This is a genomic window from Spirosoma harenae, assembly GCF_054776975.1.
The window spans coordinates 55,206-70,468 of the sequence record NZ_BAAHBD010000003.1 but is presented as its reverse complement, the minus strand read 5'-3'; the positions used below and the strand labels follow the sequence as shown (position 1 = coordinate 70,468).

15 protein-coding genes are annotated in these 15,263 nt (G+C 46.3%); 6 read left to right on the top strand and 9 right to left on the bottom strand.

Going from position 1 to position 15,263, the window contains the following annotated elements:
- Nucleotides 1–9: 9 nt before the first annotated feature.
- Complete coding sequence (locus ACYVE4_RS02090; RefSeq protein ID WP_460995301.1) at nt 10–801, bottom strand: M23 family metallopeptidase; 792 nt, start codon at nt 799–801, stop codon at nt 10–12.
- Between the two features lie 215 nt (nt 802–1,016).
- Here ACYVE4_RS02090 and ACYVE4_RS02085 point away from each other — a divergent pair, with 215 nt between their 5' ends.
- The 3 genes from ACYVE4_RS02085 (at nt 1,017) to ACYVE4_RS02075 (ending at nt 4,213) form a co-directional block, all read left to right on the top strand.
- On the top strand, nt 1,017–1,208 hold the full coding sequence (locus tag ACYVE4_RS02085) for a cold-shock protein (RefSeq protein WP_460995244.1): 192 nt from the start codon (nt 1,017–1,019) through the stop codon (nt 1,206–1,208).
- 154 nt (nt 1,209–1,362) lie between these two features.
- Nucleotides 1,363–3,522 (top strand): Tex family protein, encoded by a 2,160-nt coding sequence (locus ACYVE4_RS02080; RefSeq protein ID WP_460995243.1) that lies wholly within the window; start codon nt 1,363–1,365, stop codon nt 3,520–3,522.
- A 67-nt stretch (nt 3,523–3,589) separates the two neighbouring features.
- Nucleotides 3,590–4,213 (top strand): C40 family peptidase, encoded by a 624-nt coding sequence (locus ACYVE4_RS02075; RefSeq protein WP_460995242.1) that lies wholly within the window; start codon nt 3,590–3,592, stop codon nt 4,211–4,213.
- Between the two features lie 187 nt (nt 4,214–4,400).
- On the opposite strand, the gene ACYVE4_RS02070 is transcribed toward ACYVE4_RS02075, so the two are convergent.
- The 6 genes from ACYVE4_RS02070 to pheS form a co-directional block, all read right to left on the bottom strand.
- A complete protein-coding gene (locus ACYVE4_RS02070) occupies nt 4,401–5,351 on the bottom strand; it encodes a tryptophan-rich sensory protein (protein ID WP_460995241.1) in 951 nt (316 codons plus the stop codon).
- 54 nt (nt 5,352–5,405) lie between these two features.
- On the bottom strand, nt 5,406–6,491 hold the full coding sequence (locus tag ACYVE4_RS02065; protein ID WP_460995240.1) for an SDR family NAD(P)-dependent oxidoreductase: 1,086 nt from the start codon (nt 6,489–6,491) through the stop codon (nt 5,406–5,408).
- A 165-nt stretch (nt 6,492–6,656) separates the two neighbouring features.
- Nucleotides 6,657–7,997: a DUF937 domain-containing protein gene (locus tag ACYVE4_RS02060; protein ID WP_460995238.1), complete on the bottom strand. Its 1,341-nt coding sequence runs from the start codon at nt 7,995–7,997 to the stop codon at nt 6,657–6,659.
- 152 nt (nt 7,998–8,149) lie between these two features.
- On the bottom strand, nt 8,150–8,338 hold the full coding sequence (gene xseB / locus ACYVE4_RS02055; protein WP_460995236.1) for an exodeoxyribonuclease VII small subunit: 189 nt from the start codon (nt 8,336–8,338) through the stop codon (nt 8,150–8,152).
- Between the two features lie 67 nt (nt 8,339–8,405).
- Nucleotides 8,406–9,608 (bottom strand): exodeoxyribonuclease VII large subunit, encoded by a 1,203-nt coding sequence (locus tag ACYVE4_RS02050; protein ID WP_460995300.1) that lies wholly within the window; start codon nt 9,606–9,608, stop codon nt 8,406–8,408.
- A gap of 135 nt (nt 9,609–9,743) precedes the next feature.
- Nucleotides 9,744–10,796 carry a phenylalanine--tRNA ligase subunit alpha gene (pheS, locus tag ACYVE4_RS02045; protein WP_460995234.1) on the bottom strand — a complete coding sequence of 351 codons (1,053 nt, stop codon included), beginning with the start codon at nt 10,794–10,796 and terminating at the stop codon, nt 9,744–9,746.
- Nucleotides 10,797–11,250: 454 nt separating this feature from the next.
- Between pheS and ACYVE4_RS02040 the strand changes: the two genes are divergently transcribed.
- Together ACYVE4_RS02040 and ACYVE4_RS02035 are read left to right on the top strand one after the other, a co-directional pair.
- Entirely contained in the window at nt 11,251–11,682 is a 432-nt protein-coding gene (locus ACYVE4_RS02040; RefSeq protein WP_460995232.1) for a LytR/AlgR family response regulator transcription factor, read from the top strand.
- A gap of 242 nt (nt 11,683–11,924) precedes the next feature.
- Nucleotides 11,925–12,344: a LytR/AlgR family response regulator transcription factor gene (locus tag ACYVE4_RS02035; protein WP_460995230.1), complete on the top strand. Its 420-nt coding sequence runs from the start codon at nt 11,925–11,927 to the stop codon at nt 12,342–12,344.
- A 123-nt stretch (nt 12,345–12,467) separates the two neighbouring features.
- Here the strand turns inward: ACYVE4_RS02035 and ACYVE4_RS02030 are convergent, their stop codons facing one another.
- Nucleotides 12,468–13,139 (bottom strand): porin family protein, encoded by a 672-nt coding sequence (locus ACYVE4_RS02030; RefSeq protein ID WP_460995228.1) that lies wholly within the window; start codon nt 13,137–13,139, stop codon nt 12,468–12,470.
- Between the two features lie 215 nt (nt 13,140–13,354).
- Between ACYVE4_RS02030 and radA the strand changes: the two genes are divergently transcribed.
- Nucleotides 13,355–14,743 carry a DNA repair protein RadA gene (gene radA / locus ACYVE4_RS02025; RefSeq protein ID WP_460995226.1) on the top strand — a complete coding sequence of 463 codons (1,389 nt, stop codon included), beginning with the start codon at nt 13,355–13,357 and terminating at the stop codon, nt 14,741–14,743.
- Nucleotides 14,744–14,837: 94 nt separating this feature from the next.
- Here the strand turns inward: radA and ACYVE4_RS02020 are convergent, their stop codons facing one another.
- The gene (locus tag ACYVE4_RS02020) at nt 14,838–15,200 is read right to left on the bottom strand and encodes a carboxymuconolactone decarboxylase family protein (protein WP_460995224.1); all 363 of its coding nucleotides are present in this window, start codon (nt 15,198–15,200) and stop codon (nt 14,838–14,840) included.
- Nucleotides 15,201–15,263 lie beyond the last annotated feature (63 nt).

The window sequence follows — 15,263 nt, the reverse complement described above, 5'->3', positions numbered from 1 at the left end:
GAAATCAACTTATTTCGATAATCGTGCCGTTAACAGCCATTCGTACAGATTAAGTGGCTGGGGCAAGCCATCGGGTTGAATTTGCAGGTACATCAGGTGTAAGTGCGTTGGCGAGCGAGCCATGTAGGCATTGTATCCGGTTCGGCCCATTTCGGCCAATTTCTGACCAGCTTGCACCCATTCGCCCGGTTTTACATCGACCTGACTATTATGGGCGTAATAAAATAAGCCATGCAGCGTCGGATCGTAGACCCAGATCCAGTTGCCGCCCCGATACTCAGACCCTGGTTTCCAGGCTGTTTCAATGCCGATAACCAATCCCGATGTCATTGCCAGGATATCAGCCGGACTTCCGGTATGGTCATCGATATTATCCTGATTGCGGTCAACAATAAAAATGTCCTGCGCTGGGTGGCTCCCCCGGACATTGTAATCGAACAGATCGAAACCATTGCCACGATACCCCTCCCCGCGTTTGCCACCAATAGCGCTGGTTGTGTAGCCTCGAATTGGAAAATAGAAGTACTGACCAGTTTTGCGAAGACTGTCGCGTTGCAGCGAATCCTGCTGGAAGCTTTCCAGGCTATGAAACCGTTCCTTCAATCCGTGCATAATGGCGCTGAACTGCATCCGGGCGGAGTCGGGCGTTACGCTTTGTTCGCGAATCTGGGTATATAAGATTTGAAATTTCTGGCAATACGTATAAAGGGTTGGCTCGTCGGAGTTGCTGATTACGGTTTGTGAAGAAGCCGCGTTTAGTCCACCGATCAATAAAGCTCCCATAATACCCAGTACACGCATGAAGAGAATGAGGTCAAGCTTCAACGGATTATCGATTAATTGGCCAAAATTACGGAAAGAGCGTTAATGGTATACTATCGGATGGAATTGGCCGTATCAGGAGTCAACAAATGGTGGATAGACTTTCCAAAAACTCAAATAATCAACGAAAAATCAAAAATACATTTGGAAATCAATTTTATTGTGTCGTTATTCGCCCAAATTTAAAACAAGCAATGCAAACAGGAACTGTAAAATTCTTTAATGAGACCAAAGGGTTTGGCTTCATTAAACCAGATGAAGGTGGCGAAGATATTTTTGTACACGCTACTGGCCTCATCGACCAAATCCGCGAAAACGACAAAGTGAAATTCAACGTCGAACGCGGTAAAAAAGGCCTAAACGCCGTTAACGTCGAAATAGCTTAATTGTAAGATATAAAGACACCCCGTTGTTAAAAACATGCCAGATGGCATGTTTTTTTTTGCCCTATTCATTCCCTACCCCATTTTTGTGATCTAAATAAATGGTCAGGTAGTAGTCAGAAAATAACTGCTGATTACTGTTTGGCGAGTATGTACTATGACCCAATCCATTGAACAACGGGTAGCTGCCCGACTCGGCCTGAATCATCGGTCGGTGATCGCTACTATTGAATTACTCAACGGTGGAGCTACTGTTCCTTTTATTGCCCGTTATCGTAAAGAAGCCACCGCATCATCCGATCGTGGTCCACTTGATGAAATCCAGATTGGTCAGATTAAGGAGACTTATCAGAAACTACAGGAACTCGATAAGCGTCGGGAAGCCATTCTGAAATCCATCGACGAACAAGGAAAACTCACGCCCGAACTCCGCCGAAAAATTGAATCGACCGACTCGCTCACTGATCTCGAAGACCTGTATTTGCCCTACAAACAAAAGCGAAAAACTCGGGCCGTTCTGGCGATAGAGCGCGGTCTGGAGCCACTTGCGAATGTACTTTTCAATCAGCGTGAATCTGATCCTGAGCGAGTTGCACAACGATATCTATCAGATGCGGTACCCACTGTGGGTGATGCTTTACAGGGCGCTCGCGATATTCTGGCTGAACGTATTAGCGAAGACGCCGATGCTCGTCAGCGGGTTCGGAATCTGTTTGAACGAGAGGCAATTATTCGGTCAACGGTGAAAAAAGATAAGCAGCTAGAAGGTATCAAATACAAAGACTACTTCGATTTTGCCGAACCCCTTCGCCGAGTGCCTTCGCACCGATTACTGGCTATTCGACGGGGTGAGACCGAGGGCTTTTTAAGCGTTAGCGTTGGCCCCGATGAGGATGCCGCTCTTGATCGACTGGAACGGCAGTTTGTCGCTGAACGATCGGGGACCTCGGCCTGTAAAGAACAGATGTACTTAGCTATCCGGGATGGCTACAAACGATTGCTGAAACCGTCGCTCGAAACCGAATTTTCCAATAGCTCAAAAGAAAAAGCGGATACGGAAGCAATTCAGATTTTTGCTGATAATCTACGCCAACTGCTGCTCAGTCCACCGCTTGGTCAGCAACGAGTACTGGCTATTGATCCCGGTTATCGAACGGGATGCAAAACGGTTTGTCTGGACGCACAGGGAAATTTGCTCACAGATACTGTTTTGTACCTGGCTCAATCGGAAGCGCAGCGACAGCAGGCGGCCCAAACGGTTCAAAAATTAGTAGTGCAGTACAAGGTAGATGCCATTGCGATCGGCAACGGAACGGCTGGTCGTGAAACGGAGGAATTTATTCAAAGCCTTAACCTGGCCAATACCGTGGGTAAAGCGATTCCTGTTTTCATGGTAAGTGAGCAGGGGGCGTCAATTTATTCGGCCTCAGAAGTAGCGCGCAGTGAATTTCCGAATCATGACGTAACTGTACGGGGAGCCGTCAGTATTGGCCGTCGCTTGATGGACCCGCTGGCTGAATTGGTGAAAATCGATCCGAAATCTATTGGTGTTGGACAGTATCAGCATGATGTCGATCAACCGGCTTTGAAAGATAGCTTGGATACAGTAGTTGAAAGCTGTGTAAATCAGGTTGGTGTATCGCTTAATACGGCTAGCGCTTATTTGCTGCGGTATGTGTCGGGCCTGGGACCGCAACTAGCCAACAATATTGTGTCGTATCGAGCTGAACATGGCGCATTTACATCTCGTGAACAACTCAAAAAAGTACCTCGGTTGGGGGCAAAAGCGTTTGAACAATGTGCCGGATTTTTACGGATCGATGAAGCCAGGAATCCGCTGGATAATAGCGCCGTTCATCCCGAACGCTACACGATTGTTGAACGGATGGCTGCCGATGTGGGTAGTACGGTTAGTGATCTGATTCGTCGGCCTGAATTGCGCCAACAAATCAAACCGGAACGCTACATTACTGATACCGCTGGTTTACCCACCTTGCTTGATATTCTGGCTGAGCTTGCCAAACCCGGCCGCGATCCTCGCGAACAACTCTCAGTATTTGAGTACGATACACGCATTCGATCAGTCGATGATTTGCATGAAGGAATGGTGTTGCCGGGTGTTGTGACGAATATTACGGCTTTTGGGGCCTTTGTCGATATTGGTGTCAAACAGGATGGGTTGGTACACGTATCGCAACTCGCGAATCACTACGTTTCCGATCCGAAAACTGTTGTAAAAGTGTTCCAGAAGGTAAAAGTGAAGGTCATGGAAGTCGATAAAGCCCGCAAACGCATTGCATTATCCATGAAATTTTGATAGGTTGCACATGTTACTATGTGCTTTTACGTTAAATAAACGCACCTATCACCTAACCCTTCCTCGTATGCAACAACGCTGGCTCCGGGAAATGCTCCGTCCTGTACTGTTGAGTACCTGCCTTATTTCAACTCTTACGGCCTGTGAAGTTCTTCGTTCTTCAGGCCCTTCCGTCAGTCGAAGTTCATCGTCTTCACGGTCGGTTGCTCGCCGAACACCCACTGGTAAAGCCCCAGCTCGTCCGCCAGCAGTTCCGGCCAAACCTACTGGAAAAGTGGTCGACACGCGCACGTACGAAGATCGCTATGTGCCTGAAGTAGTAAAGATTGCGCGTACCTATACGGGAACTCCTTATCGCTCAGGAGGAAATACAACAGATGGTATCGATTGCTCAGGCCTTGTTTATGCTGTGTTTAGTACGGTAGGATTGAAAATGCCACGCATCTCGTGGCAGCAATCGGAAGTTGGCCGTGAAGTAGAAGTAAATGAGATTATGCCCGGCGATTTAATTTTTTTCGTACCGGATAAAGGGCAGGCTGGTTACGTTTCGCACACAGGAATCGTAACGGAAGTAAATGGTACGCAGAATATCCGGTTTATTCATGCCTCATCGTCGCGCGGGGTTCGTGAGGATAATCTATACGCCGATTATTTCAAAGGTCGTTTCGTGAAAGCATTGCGACCGTTTTAGAAGCCTACTCTCCCGTGTCTGTGTCCTCACAGACACCTTTCCGGAGGGATAGCGTTGCTGACGCATAGGTGTCTGTGAGGACACGGGCAACAAACTTAATGTAATTCATAAGAATAAATTGGATATGTACTTATCAAAACAAAAAGCCGCCCTTCACAAGGCGGCTTTTCTGTTGAACGATAGCTGTCTAATCTAATCCTTCAGCTTCTATAGGCTTCATCCGCTCGCGGGCAATTTCAGCCTGATGCGGTTCTTCGTTCCCGATTGGCCCTGGTAGCACTTCGACATCCGCATCGTAAACGACTACTTGATCGTAGTCATAGAATTTACCTTTGGGAAGCCAATACGCTAATAAGCCAACGTAAGCGGCTGCCAACGTAGCAGCTGTCCAGCCGACAATCGATTGCTTTTTCCATTGACGAGTAGCAATGCCCGAAAAGCCAGCCACAAATGGAACCATATACCAAGGGTCGTTTAGCCAGCGGCCAATGGCGTAACCGGCTGCAGCCGTTGCACTTAAAATTCCGGATGCAATCAATTCATCGCGCTCACCTTTAGGCCTCCAGGCGCCCAATGCCAGTAATGTATTGGGTGTACCAACCACCGTTGCAGTTGTTAACCAGCCAGCATATAGGCTCACTGGAATTCGCAGGTATTTTTCGGGGGCAGGTGCATCTACTTTTCCAATCTCCAGACTATCATGTAAGGCCAATGCAGCCCCTAAATTTAGCTTTGTCGTGAGATCAGAGATGACGATGCTTTGGGAATCATTTTCGGCGAAAAACCGTCCAAAAATGGCATTCAAGGCCCAGCTAGCCCACCACCATGGCAAAGCTCGGGTGTAGCGCGGATTCGACTCCTGTGATGGCAACGCTTGATGAATCGAGAGCGCTGTCAGGCCAGAATAAATCGTTGACCAGACAACGCCAAACGCCCAACCTGCCGGAACAAGGCTATTTTTCTCGAATACGTGCTGATATTCAGGAGGAACATCATACTCATATTCCGAGCCACCCTGCTCATCAGACTCCTCGTCATTTTTCTTGATATTGGCTTCGTTGCTAAGTATCGTTGTATAGATAATGCTACCAACGGCAATCGCGGCTGTAGCGATTCGCCAGAAAGATGAATTTTTCATAATTAACGGCAATTCCTAAGAGTCTGTACAACCTTAAGAGACGATTTTATAAGTTTAGGCGGCTACTTCCTCTTCAATTTCTTCCTTTTTGGCGAGCACATCTTCGGCTTTCGCCTTCGTGTTTTGATACGCATCGATAACCGTATCGACTACCGAATCAATAACTGAAGAAACAGTATCCGAAATAAAATCACCTGCTGATTTGGCTTTATATCGATAGCGGGCTTTCTTGAAATCGCTGGTATTTTTATAACCAATGGTTAACGCAATGCCCGCAATAACGGCCAATCCGAAACCAATTCCCCAGGCAAGCGGAATAGTCGTTTCTTTCTCGGTTTCTGGTTCGGGTTTAGGCGACATTTTGTCCCGCATCATAGACGCTACCGCTTCCTGAGGAGCTACATACGACAGGATTTCATACGATTTGTTTTTAATGCCACCTGGCACAATTTTGTGTTTACCGGCCATAAGTGCATTGTAGCCATCCTGCGCAACCATTACAGGGTCCTGCAATTCATCCGTTACTTTCGTATTCTGCGCTCCCGCTTTATGGAAAAAATCGGTGTCGGTAGCATTAGGCAAGAGCGCCGTAACCGTTACATTTGTGTCCTTCAGTTCATTAATGAGTGATTGGGTAAAGCTGTACACATACGCCTTAGTACCCGCATAAACGGCCATTAATGGTGATGGGGCAATGGAAAGCAACGATGCCAGATTCAATATTTTCCCCTCATTTCGCGACAGCATGTCATAGAGGAATAGTTTGGTCATCTGGGTGAGCGTCAGAATGTTGAGATGAATCATCGCTTTCTCACGTTCCCAATCCGTATCCGTTGCAAACAGGCCATATAATCCGACCCCGGCATCATTGACCAGCACATCAACTTGGATTCCCTGGGCTTTCACCTGATCGTAGACATCCTGAGCCGCGTCTTCGGTCGACAGATCTTTCCCGATAACAGTTATTTTCTGGGTACCGTAGTTATTTTTAAAGACATCCGCTAGTCGATCCAGTTTGTCGTCACTTCGGGCTACCAGTACTAAATTATAGCCATCCTGCGCGAACAGTTTAGCGAGTTCCTGACCGATGCCACTCGATGCACCTGTAATCAGAGCGGTTTTTCCTGTTTCTGAGTTCATAACGATTAATTAGTTAGTCACTTTCGTTATGAACTGACACTGGCAGAAGTTGTTTAGAGAAACTATTCAGATGATCTTACCAATGGAGGGAATAGAATAAAGACAAAAACGCCTTTCTGACTAGTCAGAAAGGCGTTTTTGTCGCAATGCTGATGAGGTTAAAATTTATTTAACAACAACCTTCAGATCTATTTTTCGCAGAGTTGGCCGTGGTATACCCGACGTATCATTTTTAGGTACACCCGTACCTCGGCCAATGGCATCGACGCGAATAAAGTTGATACCCGCCGTTACCAGCTGTTGCTTGATTTGATTGACACGCTTGAAAGACAGACTCTTATTCGTAATATCCCCCTGAGCATCATTCGCATAGCCAACCAACTGAATCTGAAGCTGCGGATACGTTTTGAGTATGGTTGCTAATTCATTAATGGTAGCCTGCCCCCCGCTGGTCATAGAAAGCGAACCGGGTTGAAATGTAACGGCCGTCAAAGGAAATACACGCCCTTTAGGTAGCGTAGGATTCGACACATACGGTGTCATCTGACTAGTTAGATTTCCTGAAGCTGTCGGCGCAATGGAGGTAGAAGCCACGAGTGTTGTCGTAGTCGCTATAGAAGTAGATTTCGGTGCCACGGATTTTGCCGTCGTATCTACCGGAACCGCCAATGAACGGGTAACCGTATCCGCTTGAGCTGTGTCAGTCACGATTGTTGTTTCGTCGCCTACTTCGTCTTGCCCGTTTGAATAACGTTGCGTATTCTGATACAAATAATAGCCGCCAATACTCAGTGCAACCGCAATCAAGGCACCAACGCCCCATTTGGTCAACGTTTCATTCTCTGCTTCACCATCCTCGACGGGCTCATAACTAACTGGCGGACGCGTAGTCGTTGTGGTGGATCGACCAGACGATTCGCTGGAGGATCGACGGGCAGGCAGCGCCAAACCCGCAACAACCTGATGAAGGCCAACTTTCTCGACTAACTGAGGCATAAAATCATCTGGAACTGTGTTGACAAAGGTTTCGCGCTCTCCGAATAACGAAGCTGCTAGGCCATCAGCATCCAGTTTTTGATCTTTTACCTGCTTACCCAGAACCTGAAGAACGATGTTTGTGGTGAGCCCAAGTAAGGCAATTGCCGATGAGTTCCGAATCCCGGCATACAGCGAGATCATATTCCCAATCGAGCTTTTCATCGCAGGCAGCAAGTGACTAATCACGTCATTGCCCTGCATAATAAGTGTATTCGTCAGGTTTGGATCGCGTAAGGTAGCGGGTAGATTTTCGACGACGCTCCCGTCAAAACGACCTTTCTGAATATGGTTATACAGTTGATTAACACCTATTTCGCTGGTGGTACGCTTCATCAGGCCGCCAACAATTGTATAGACAAGGCCATTGACAGCTTTGCTGGTTTTTGCGGGTGGTTCGTCGATATACGTAGCAATACGTGACAAAACATCCGAATTTAATGCATTCGTTATATTAGTGAATAAATTCATAGAGACAATAACTCAATCAGGCAGTACACTCGTGATTCGTCCTTTCACCACAATCAAACCCTCTTCGATAAATACCATTGGACACTCACAGGGGATAAAAATAGGCAAGGTTTGGCAAAGGTTATCTATAACCGTCTAATAAAAATCCTAATTCATCGCTTAGGTAACTTTTCGATAACTTCCTGATACTCCGTTTCAACAGCCCGAAGTCGTTCCTGACAGAATGTAATCAACTCCGTCGCTAATCGTATTTTGGCTGGCAGTTCATCTAAGGGAACCTGCTCATTTTCAATTTCGTCAACTAAAGTTGTCAGTTGGTCGTAGGCATCCTGATAAGTCATTCGTTTTGGGAGTTGTAGCGTTGTAAAGTTATAGAGTTACATGGCTGTAAAGTAAATGCGTAAAACATTACAACTCTATAACTTTAGTATCTATCGTTCCATCATGCATTTGTACCTGAAGTTGGTCGTTGGGTTGGATACCCCGAACCTGCGTCAGTATTCGGCCATTACGAAGTAAGAGAGCATAGCCACGGCGGAGCACATTTGACGGATCGAGATGGCGGAGAGTAACAGCTTTCTCGGCTAGATTTGTGTGTCGCTCACGGAAATAAGTATAACCCACAAAGCGCAATCGTTCGGTTTCCCGGTCCAGATTTTCGCGAGCCGACAGCATAGCGTCGCGGGCAGCGACAAGCAATCGCTCGCGGAGGTACAGGCAGGATTCTTCGAATTGCCGATTATGCTCGATCAGAAATGCGGCCGCCTTGGTGGGCGTTTTGACACTCTGATGGCATAGCAAGTCGGTGATACTCACGTTGCGCTCATGCCCAATTCCGGCAATAATCGGGATGCCAAAACCGGCTACCGTCTGGCCCATCAGATAGGTATCAAACGAACCAAAATCCAATTGCGAGCCTCCACCACGCACAATTACAACGGCATCGTAGGCTACACCATTGGTTCGGATGCGTTCCAATTGTCCACAAATTGCTCGTTCGGCACCCTGACCCTGCACTTGCGTCAGAAACTCATCGACTATGAAATCATAGCCAAACGGATTTTGCGCTAATTCATGACGAAAATCCCGCCAGCCATCTGAATTAGGTGCCGCAATCAACGCCAGCCGCTGTATAACAGGAGAGCGGGGAATAAGTTGATTGGCCGTAATGTAATGCCCGGCTTCGATCCAGATTAAATCTGGGTGATCGCGTACGAGTGCGTCAAGCACGGCCTGGCGTTCCCGTTCGAGATTTCCGAGCGTGTACGACGGGTCAATCTTCAGAATTTCCAGCCTTAATCCATACACTGGGCTGTAACTGACCGATACTAGTAAAAGCAACTGAATATTTCGGGCAAAGGCTACGCCCGTTTCCCGTTCAAAATCGCCAATCGTATGGTAGTTTCGACGCCAGATGCAGGCTTCAAGTTTCGCCAGCGTTTCACGGCTGGCAGAATCGCGTTCCACCAAGGTTAGGAAGCAATAACCTCGATCCGGATAATTCTTAATATCACTCGTTTCGGCCACCACCCACATGGCCTTCTGTCCGAAAGCTTCGTCCAGGACGGCCTCGAGCGTAAAAGCCAAATCAGAAAGTCGAATTGGAGACATGGATAAAGAGTGAAAGAGTGAAATCGGACCGCTGAAGCGGAGCGAAAGAGTGTTGGTTCGGTAGCCCGACTGGCGAATTAGTATTCGCTCATTCACTCTTTCGTTCCGCTTCGGCGGTCCGATTTCACTCATTGATTAAAGTCCTTCAAACTGGCGGAGGAAACGGACGTCGTTTTCGGTGTATAGACGCAGATCGTTTACGACGTATTTCAGCTGTGTAATCCGTTCGATACCCATACCAAACGCGAAACCAGTGTATTCTTCGGGATCGATACCACAATTGGCAATTACCTGAGGATCAACCATACCCGATCCCGCAATTTCGACCCAGCCTGAATGTTTGCAGATGTTACAGCCTTTGCCGCCACAGATCTGGCACGAAATATCAATTTCAGCGCTGGGTTCTGTAAAAGGGAAGTAGGAGGGCCGGAAACGGATCTGCGTACCGGGCTCAAACATTTCCTTTACGAAATGATATAGCGTATCCTTCAGGTCTTTAAATCCGACATTGCGATCAATATAAATGCCTTCAACCTGGTGGAACATGCAGTGTGCCCGCGCCGAAATGGTTTCATTTCGGTATACACGCCCTGGCATAATCGACCGGATAGGTGGCTTCTGACGCTCCATCAGGCGGATTTGTACGTTCGAAGTATGTGTCCGTAGCAGTACATCCGTTGGAGAGTCTTCTTCCGAATTGCTGTTTCGCTTTTCGACGAAAAACGTGTCCTGCATATCCCGAGCCGGGTGGTTGTCGGGGAAGTTCAGAGCCCCGAAGTTATACCAGTCTGATTCGATTTCTGGACCATCGGCCACGTTGAAGCCAATCCGTTCGAAAATCTGAATGATACGCTGACGAACCAGACTCAATGGATGCTGTGTTCCGGTTAGATTGGGTATTGTCGGTAATGTCAGATCAACGGGGGGAGCGTTGTTGGCGGATGCACGCTGCTCATCAATAAGTTGGCTAAATGACTCGAAACGTTCCTGCGCCAGATTTTTTAAGCCGTTCAATTCCTGACCAACCGCTCGCCGGTCAGATTGGGGTACGCTTTTCAGTTGGTCAAATAACTCCGTAACGACACCTTTTCGGCTAATAAATCGCATTCGGAACTGCTCTAATTGTTCCGGCGATGTAACCGTATATTGATCAATTTCCTGATGGAGTTCTCTTACTTTATCCAGCATAAACTACTCTTTAAGCGATTCGCAGCCACAAAGGTAGGCAAAATGAGAAGAGCATACGAACTGAGTTGGACTTGTGACAAGATAGATAGTAAAATATAGGTCTCTGCGACCATATCAGATTGACATTTTTACGTAAAAACCTGGGCATCCTTGTAGGCTTTCGCTTTTATAGTCAAACTAGTTACTGGTAAGAAAAATAGAATAATAATAAGAAAAACTTTACCTGAAAGAAGTTGATAATAATGTTGATTGAGTGGCAAATTAGCCCTGAATATTAATTAGTTATAACGATATTGAAGAAATGGAGACATATTTTAATAAGTAGGACTGATTCTTGTACGACTATTGGCTGTGCATTGTCAATTTCTACGGGTAATTATCCAGATAAATGGGCAAGTAAGTTTCTGAGTTTCAATCTCTAATTTCAATTCATCAAATACCTTATCAGACGGTTATGACTGCATTCACTAACGACTCTCTTTTTGACACGGCGTCCAGAACTTTCCACAATAGTGTGGAAAAAATTGCCGATTCGGCTTGCCTCCAGAAACTACTCATCCCTTTTTACGACCGGAAACGCACAATATCTGTTGATGAAATTGTTCGTTTAGAAGGATGCGGAAATTACACGAAATTCTTTTTGCGAGATGGTACAAAAATGCTGGTATCTCGTACGCTGAAAGAATACGAATTGATGCTCGAAGGACAGCCATTTGTTCGAGTGCATAAATCATGTATTGTTAACCTTGGTTTTGTACGCAAATTTTTTGTGAAAAAAGAAGGAGAGCTCGAATTAACCGACGGGCAGCAAGTGAAAATTTCACGTCGTCGTGCACAAATGTTTGTAGATCGAATTCGAAGTTTTCAGCCATTGGCTTTAGTGTAGGATAAAGCATGGGATTTCCCGAAAATAGTAGCGAAGATTTACATAGTTCGTCACTACGTAGTTTTACGCAATAGGAAGAGTACAATCACCCAAAGAATATACGAATTCTATTCGTAACGTCCTGATAAGCAATTGGTTGAATGAGTTTTTCGGCCCTTGTTCATCAGGACGTTTTTTTTGATCCAATGGTCATCAGGTAGTTTTGCTTCATCAAGAAACCAAACCAAAACTACTCTATTCCCATGGATGCTACTATCTTTTCTTCTATTCAGCCGATTTCAATCGTTCCCCAATTTCCATCTTCCTATCAGCGTAGCAGTCAACGGATTGCCTTACCTTATTTGAACCGAACAATTTTTATTTCTGTAGACGATATTTTGTGTCTTCAGGGAGAAGGAAATTATACGTTTCTGCACACTCGCGATCGTAAGCGGTTTTTAGTATCAAAAACCCTTAAAGAATTTGAGAAAACGCTGGACGTAACCATGTTCCTGAGAATCCATAAATCGTATATAGTTAATCTGGCTTATGTTCAGCGGAATATTTTTAATCGTGATCGTCAGATTCGTCTGGCGGATGGTCGCGAAGTCGCCATCTCGCGTCGGCGGATGAAAGATATTTCGCAACAACTGGCTCAATACTGGCACCGGCTTTACAACTAGAACCGAGAGGCAGTAAGTAAAAAAGCAATATTTAGTGGGTTAATAAACCAAACAACCGTTGCCGCAAACTCCTTTGGAGTGGACAGCAACGGTTTGTTTTTTACGCTTCAGTGAGGTTAACCCTTAAAAAATCTTGTAAGCCAATGTAATTTGCCAGGTTCTCATGCCCTGGTTAAATTGACCAGAATTGCCCTGAATCTGAGCGACTTCCGTGATGTTGCCCTGATAACGAACATCGAGGCCAAGCGAGCCGATATCCAGTCCACCACCCACCTGATAGCCATAATACGCTTGCGACCAGGCATCGTTTAGGCTTCCATTTGTGTACTGCTGAACCGCCTGCCCCAACGTTTGATTGTCACTAATTCGGAATGACGCCACTGGCCCCGCAACAATCCGAATCGGTCCACCTTTGATTCCTAACAGTACAGGAACGTCGAAGCTAGTCGTTTTTACCGTTACCGTTTCCGTTTGCCCATTTCTAATCACATCGAAGGAGCCTGCGCGAGTTGAATAAAGGAGTTCGGGCTGTATAAACAGATTCCGGCCAAAACGCGTATAGATCCCAAACGATGTACCCGTTCTGGTATTAAGGCTGGCACTCAGATTATCCCGAAACGTTTGCCCATCAACATTCACATTAGGTGATCCATTGGAGTTAGTACCTGTCGAAACGAAATTGCCAAAACTTAATCTGGAGAGATTGATTCCTCCTTTTATGCCAATTTGAAAGCCCTGCGCAAATACAAAAGAGGGCAGTAACGTCAATGAAACGAAAACCAGGATTTTGTTCATAGCTAGTTGTAAATAAGAATACAATTTGATAAACGGAAATTGGACGATTAGGGTACAGAAAGCCAACTAATTTTGAGTGAATGGCGTTATTTCAGTATCCCGTAAATAGCATTAGTGAACGTTCAGAGGCTTTGACAGACTACTTGTATGCAGGTTTAAAGGCTGGGAACGATTTATTGAAAAATCACTGATTGCTAACGGCTAGCTACTCCAATATGGCCAAAGTAAAAACCACCTATTTCTGTCAAAATTGCGGAATGCAGTCCGCCAAATGGTTGGGCCGCTGCCCGTCGTGTGGCGAATGGAATACGTTCGTTGAAGAGCTTGTTCAGAAAGACGAACCTGAAAAAGGAAGTTGGCGAAGCCCCTCATCGGGCGGGCTCGGTAGTCTGAAAGTCGCAGCAAAACCCAAGGCGATTCATGCAATTAATTACGAAGAGCAACCCCGCGTTCGAACAACCGATGGCGAATTAAATCGGGTGTTGGGCGGGGGCATTGTTCCCGGCTCGCTGGTGCTTATTGGGGGAGAGCCTGGTATTGGTAAATCGACTTTGCTTTTACAGATTGCCCTGAGTTTGGCCGGAATGCGGGTGTTATATGTGTCGGGTGAAGAGAGCGAACAGCAAATAAAAATGCGTGCCGAACGACTTGATGCACCTACCAGCGATTGCCATGTCATGACGGAAACCTCCACACAGAATATTTTCCGGGTAGTCGAGCATTTCGAACCGGAAATTCTGATTGTCGATTCGATTCAAACCATGCAATCGTCGTTGGTCGAATCGGGGGCGGGGAGTGTTTCGCAGGTGCGTGAGTGTACGGCTGAATTCATGAAATATGCCAAGGAAAGCGCGGTTCCGGTCTTTATGATTGGTCATATCACCAAAGAGGGCTCACTGGCCGGTCCGAAAGTACTGGAACACATGGTCGATACAGTATTGACGTTTGAAGGTGACCGTCATACTACCTACCGAATTCTGCGAACGACGAAAAATCGTTTCGGCAGTACCGACGAACTCGGTATTTACGAAATGCTCGGTACGGGTTTGCGTCAGGTAACGAATCCTTCCGAAATTCTAATCTCTCAGCGTGATGAAGCGTTGAGTGGAGTAACAATCGGTTCTATGCTGGAAGGGAATCGGCCATTAATGATCGAAACTCAGGCACTGGTTAGCGTGGCTACTTACGGTACACCGCAGCGAAGTAGTACGGGCTTCGATGCCAAACGATTAAATATGCTATTGGCCGTACTGGAAAAGCGTGGAGGTTTTCGATTAGGTCAGCAGGATGTGTTTCTGAATATTGCCGGTGGCTTGCGCGTCGAAGATCCGGCGATTGATTTGGCTGTATGTGCGGCTGTCGTGTCGAGTTATGAGGATATTGCCATTCCGCCATCGGTGGCTTTTGCTGCTGAAGTAGGACTAGGTGGGGAAGTACGGGCTGTCAGTCGAATTGAGTCGCGAATTGCGGAAGCTGAAAAACTGGGTTTCAAAAAGATTTTTATTTCTAAATACAATATGAAAGGTTTGGATACGAAAGGCTACAAAATCAGTATCAAGCCTGTATCCCGACTGGATGAGGTTTTTCAGGGTGTTTTGATGTGATCGTTGGCATGCTGGCTAAGTCCCTAAAGAGAATTTCGGTTTTGAGAGATTCTCTTCTGGGCAATCTGGATGTTACAGCAACAAAAAGTGACAATCACGGATTGGCTGCACTGGCTTCTTCGAAAAGACGCATAGCCAGCAGGCCGGTGCCAACAGCACCACCCGCCCGAAGTGCAGCTGCAATGAAAACGGTTTCGGCAATCTCTTCTCGAGTAGCACCGGCCTCAACCGCATTGTTGATATGGGATTCAATACAATAAGCGCATTGGGTTGTCAGGGCAACCGCTATCGACATTAACTCCCGATACTTTATTGGAATGACGCCATCCTTTCGTTCAGCGGTATGCTTAAGATTTAAAAATGCTTTAGCCTCTTTTGAGGCAGCATTGATGAGCATATCCGTGTATGCCCGGTCTTTCGGGGATTGATAATCGGCCATAAAAGTTTGTAAACTCATTTTGTTACTAATGGCCAACAAGAATCTAAAACCGTTAATTTACTTATATAAAATCAAAAAGGT

Bases quoted from the DNA above. Each gene is read 5' to 3' on its own strand.
- ACYVE4_RS02090 (WP_460995301.1), bottom strand. From the start codon at position 801: ATGCGTGTACTGGGTATTATGGGAGCTTTATTGATCGGTGGACTAAAC.
- ACYVE4_RS02085 (WP_460995244.1), top strand. From the start codon at position 1,017: ATGCAAACAGGAACTGTAAAATTCTTTAATGAGACCAAAGGGTTTGGC.
- ACYVE4_RS02080 (WP_460995243.1), top strand. From the start codon at position 1,363: ATGACCCAATCCATTGAACAACGGGTAGCTGCCCGACTCGGCCTGAAT.
- ACYVE4_RS02075 (WP_460995242.1), top strand. From the start codon at position 3,590: ATGCAACAACGCTGGCTCCGGGAAATGCTCCGTCCTGTACTGTTGAGT.
- ACYVE4_RS02070 (WP_460995241.1), bottom strand. From the start codon at position 5,351: ATGAAAAATTCATCTTTCTGGCGAATCGCTACAGCCGCGATTGCCGTT.
- ACYVE4_RS02065 (WP_460995240.1), bottom strand. From the start codon at position 6,491: ATGAACTCAGAAACAGGAAAAACCGCTCTGATTACAGGTGCATCGAGT.
- ACYVE4_RS02060 (WP_460995238.1), bottom strand. From the start codon at position 7,997: ATGAATTTATTCACTAATATAACGAATGCATTAAATTCGGATGTTTTG.
- xseB (WP_460995236.1), bottom strand. From the start codon at position 8,338: ATGACTTATCAGGATGCCTACGACCAACTGACAACTTTAGTTGACGAA.
- ACYVE4_RS02050 (WP_460995300.1), bottom strand. From the start codon at position 9,608: ATGTCTCCAATTCGACTTTCTGATTTGGCTTTTACGCTCGAGGCCGTC.
- pheS (WP_460995234.1), bottom strand. From the start codon at position 10,796: ATGCTGGATAAAGTAAGAGAACTCCATCAGGAAATTGATCAATATACG.
- ACYVE4_RS02040 (WP_460995232.1), top strand. From the start codon at position 11,251: ATGACTGCATTCACTAACGACTCTCTTTTTGACACGGCGTCCAGAACT.
- ACYVE4_RS02035 (WP_460995230.1), top strand. From the start codon at position 11,925: ATGGATGCTACTATCTTTTCTTCTATTCAGCCGATTTCAATCGTTCCC.
- ACYVE4_RS02030 (WP_460995228.1), bottom strand. From the start codon at position 13,139: ATGAACAAAATCCTGGTTTTCGTTTCATTGACGTTACTGCCCTCTTTT.
- radA (WP_460995226.1), top strand. From the start codon at position 13,355: ATGGCCAAAGTAAAAACCACCTATTTCTGTCAAAATTGCGGAATGCAG.
- ACYVE4_RS02020 (WP_460995224.1), bottom strand. From the start codon at position 15,200: ATGAGTTTACAAACTTTTATGGCCGATTATCAATCCCCGAAAGACCGG.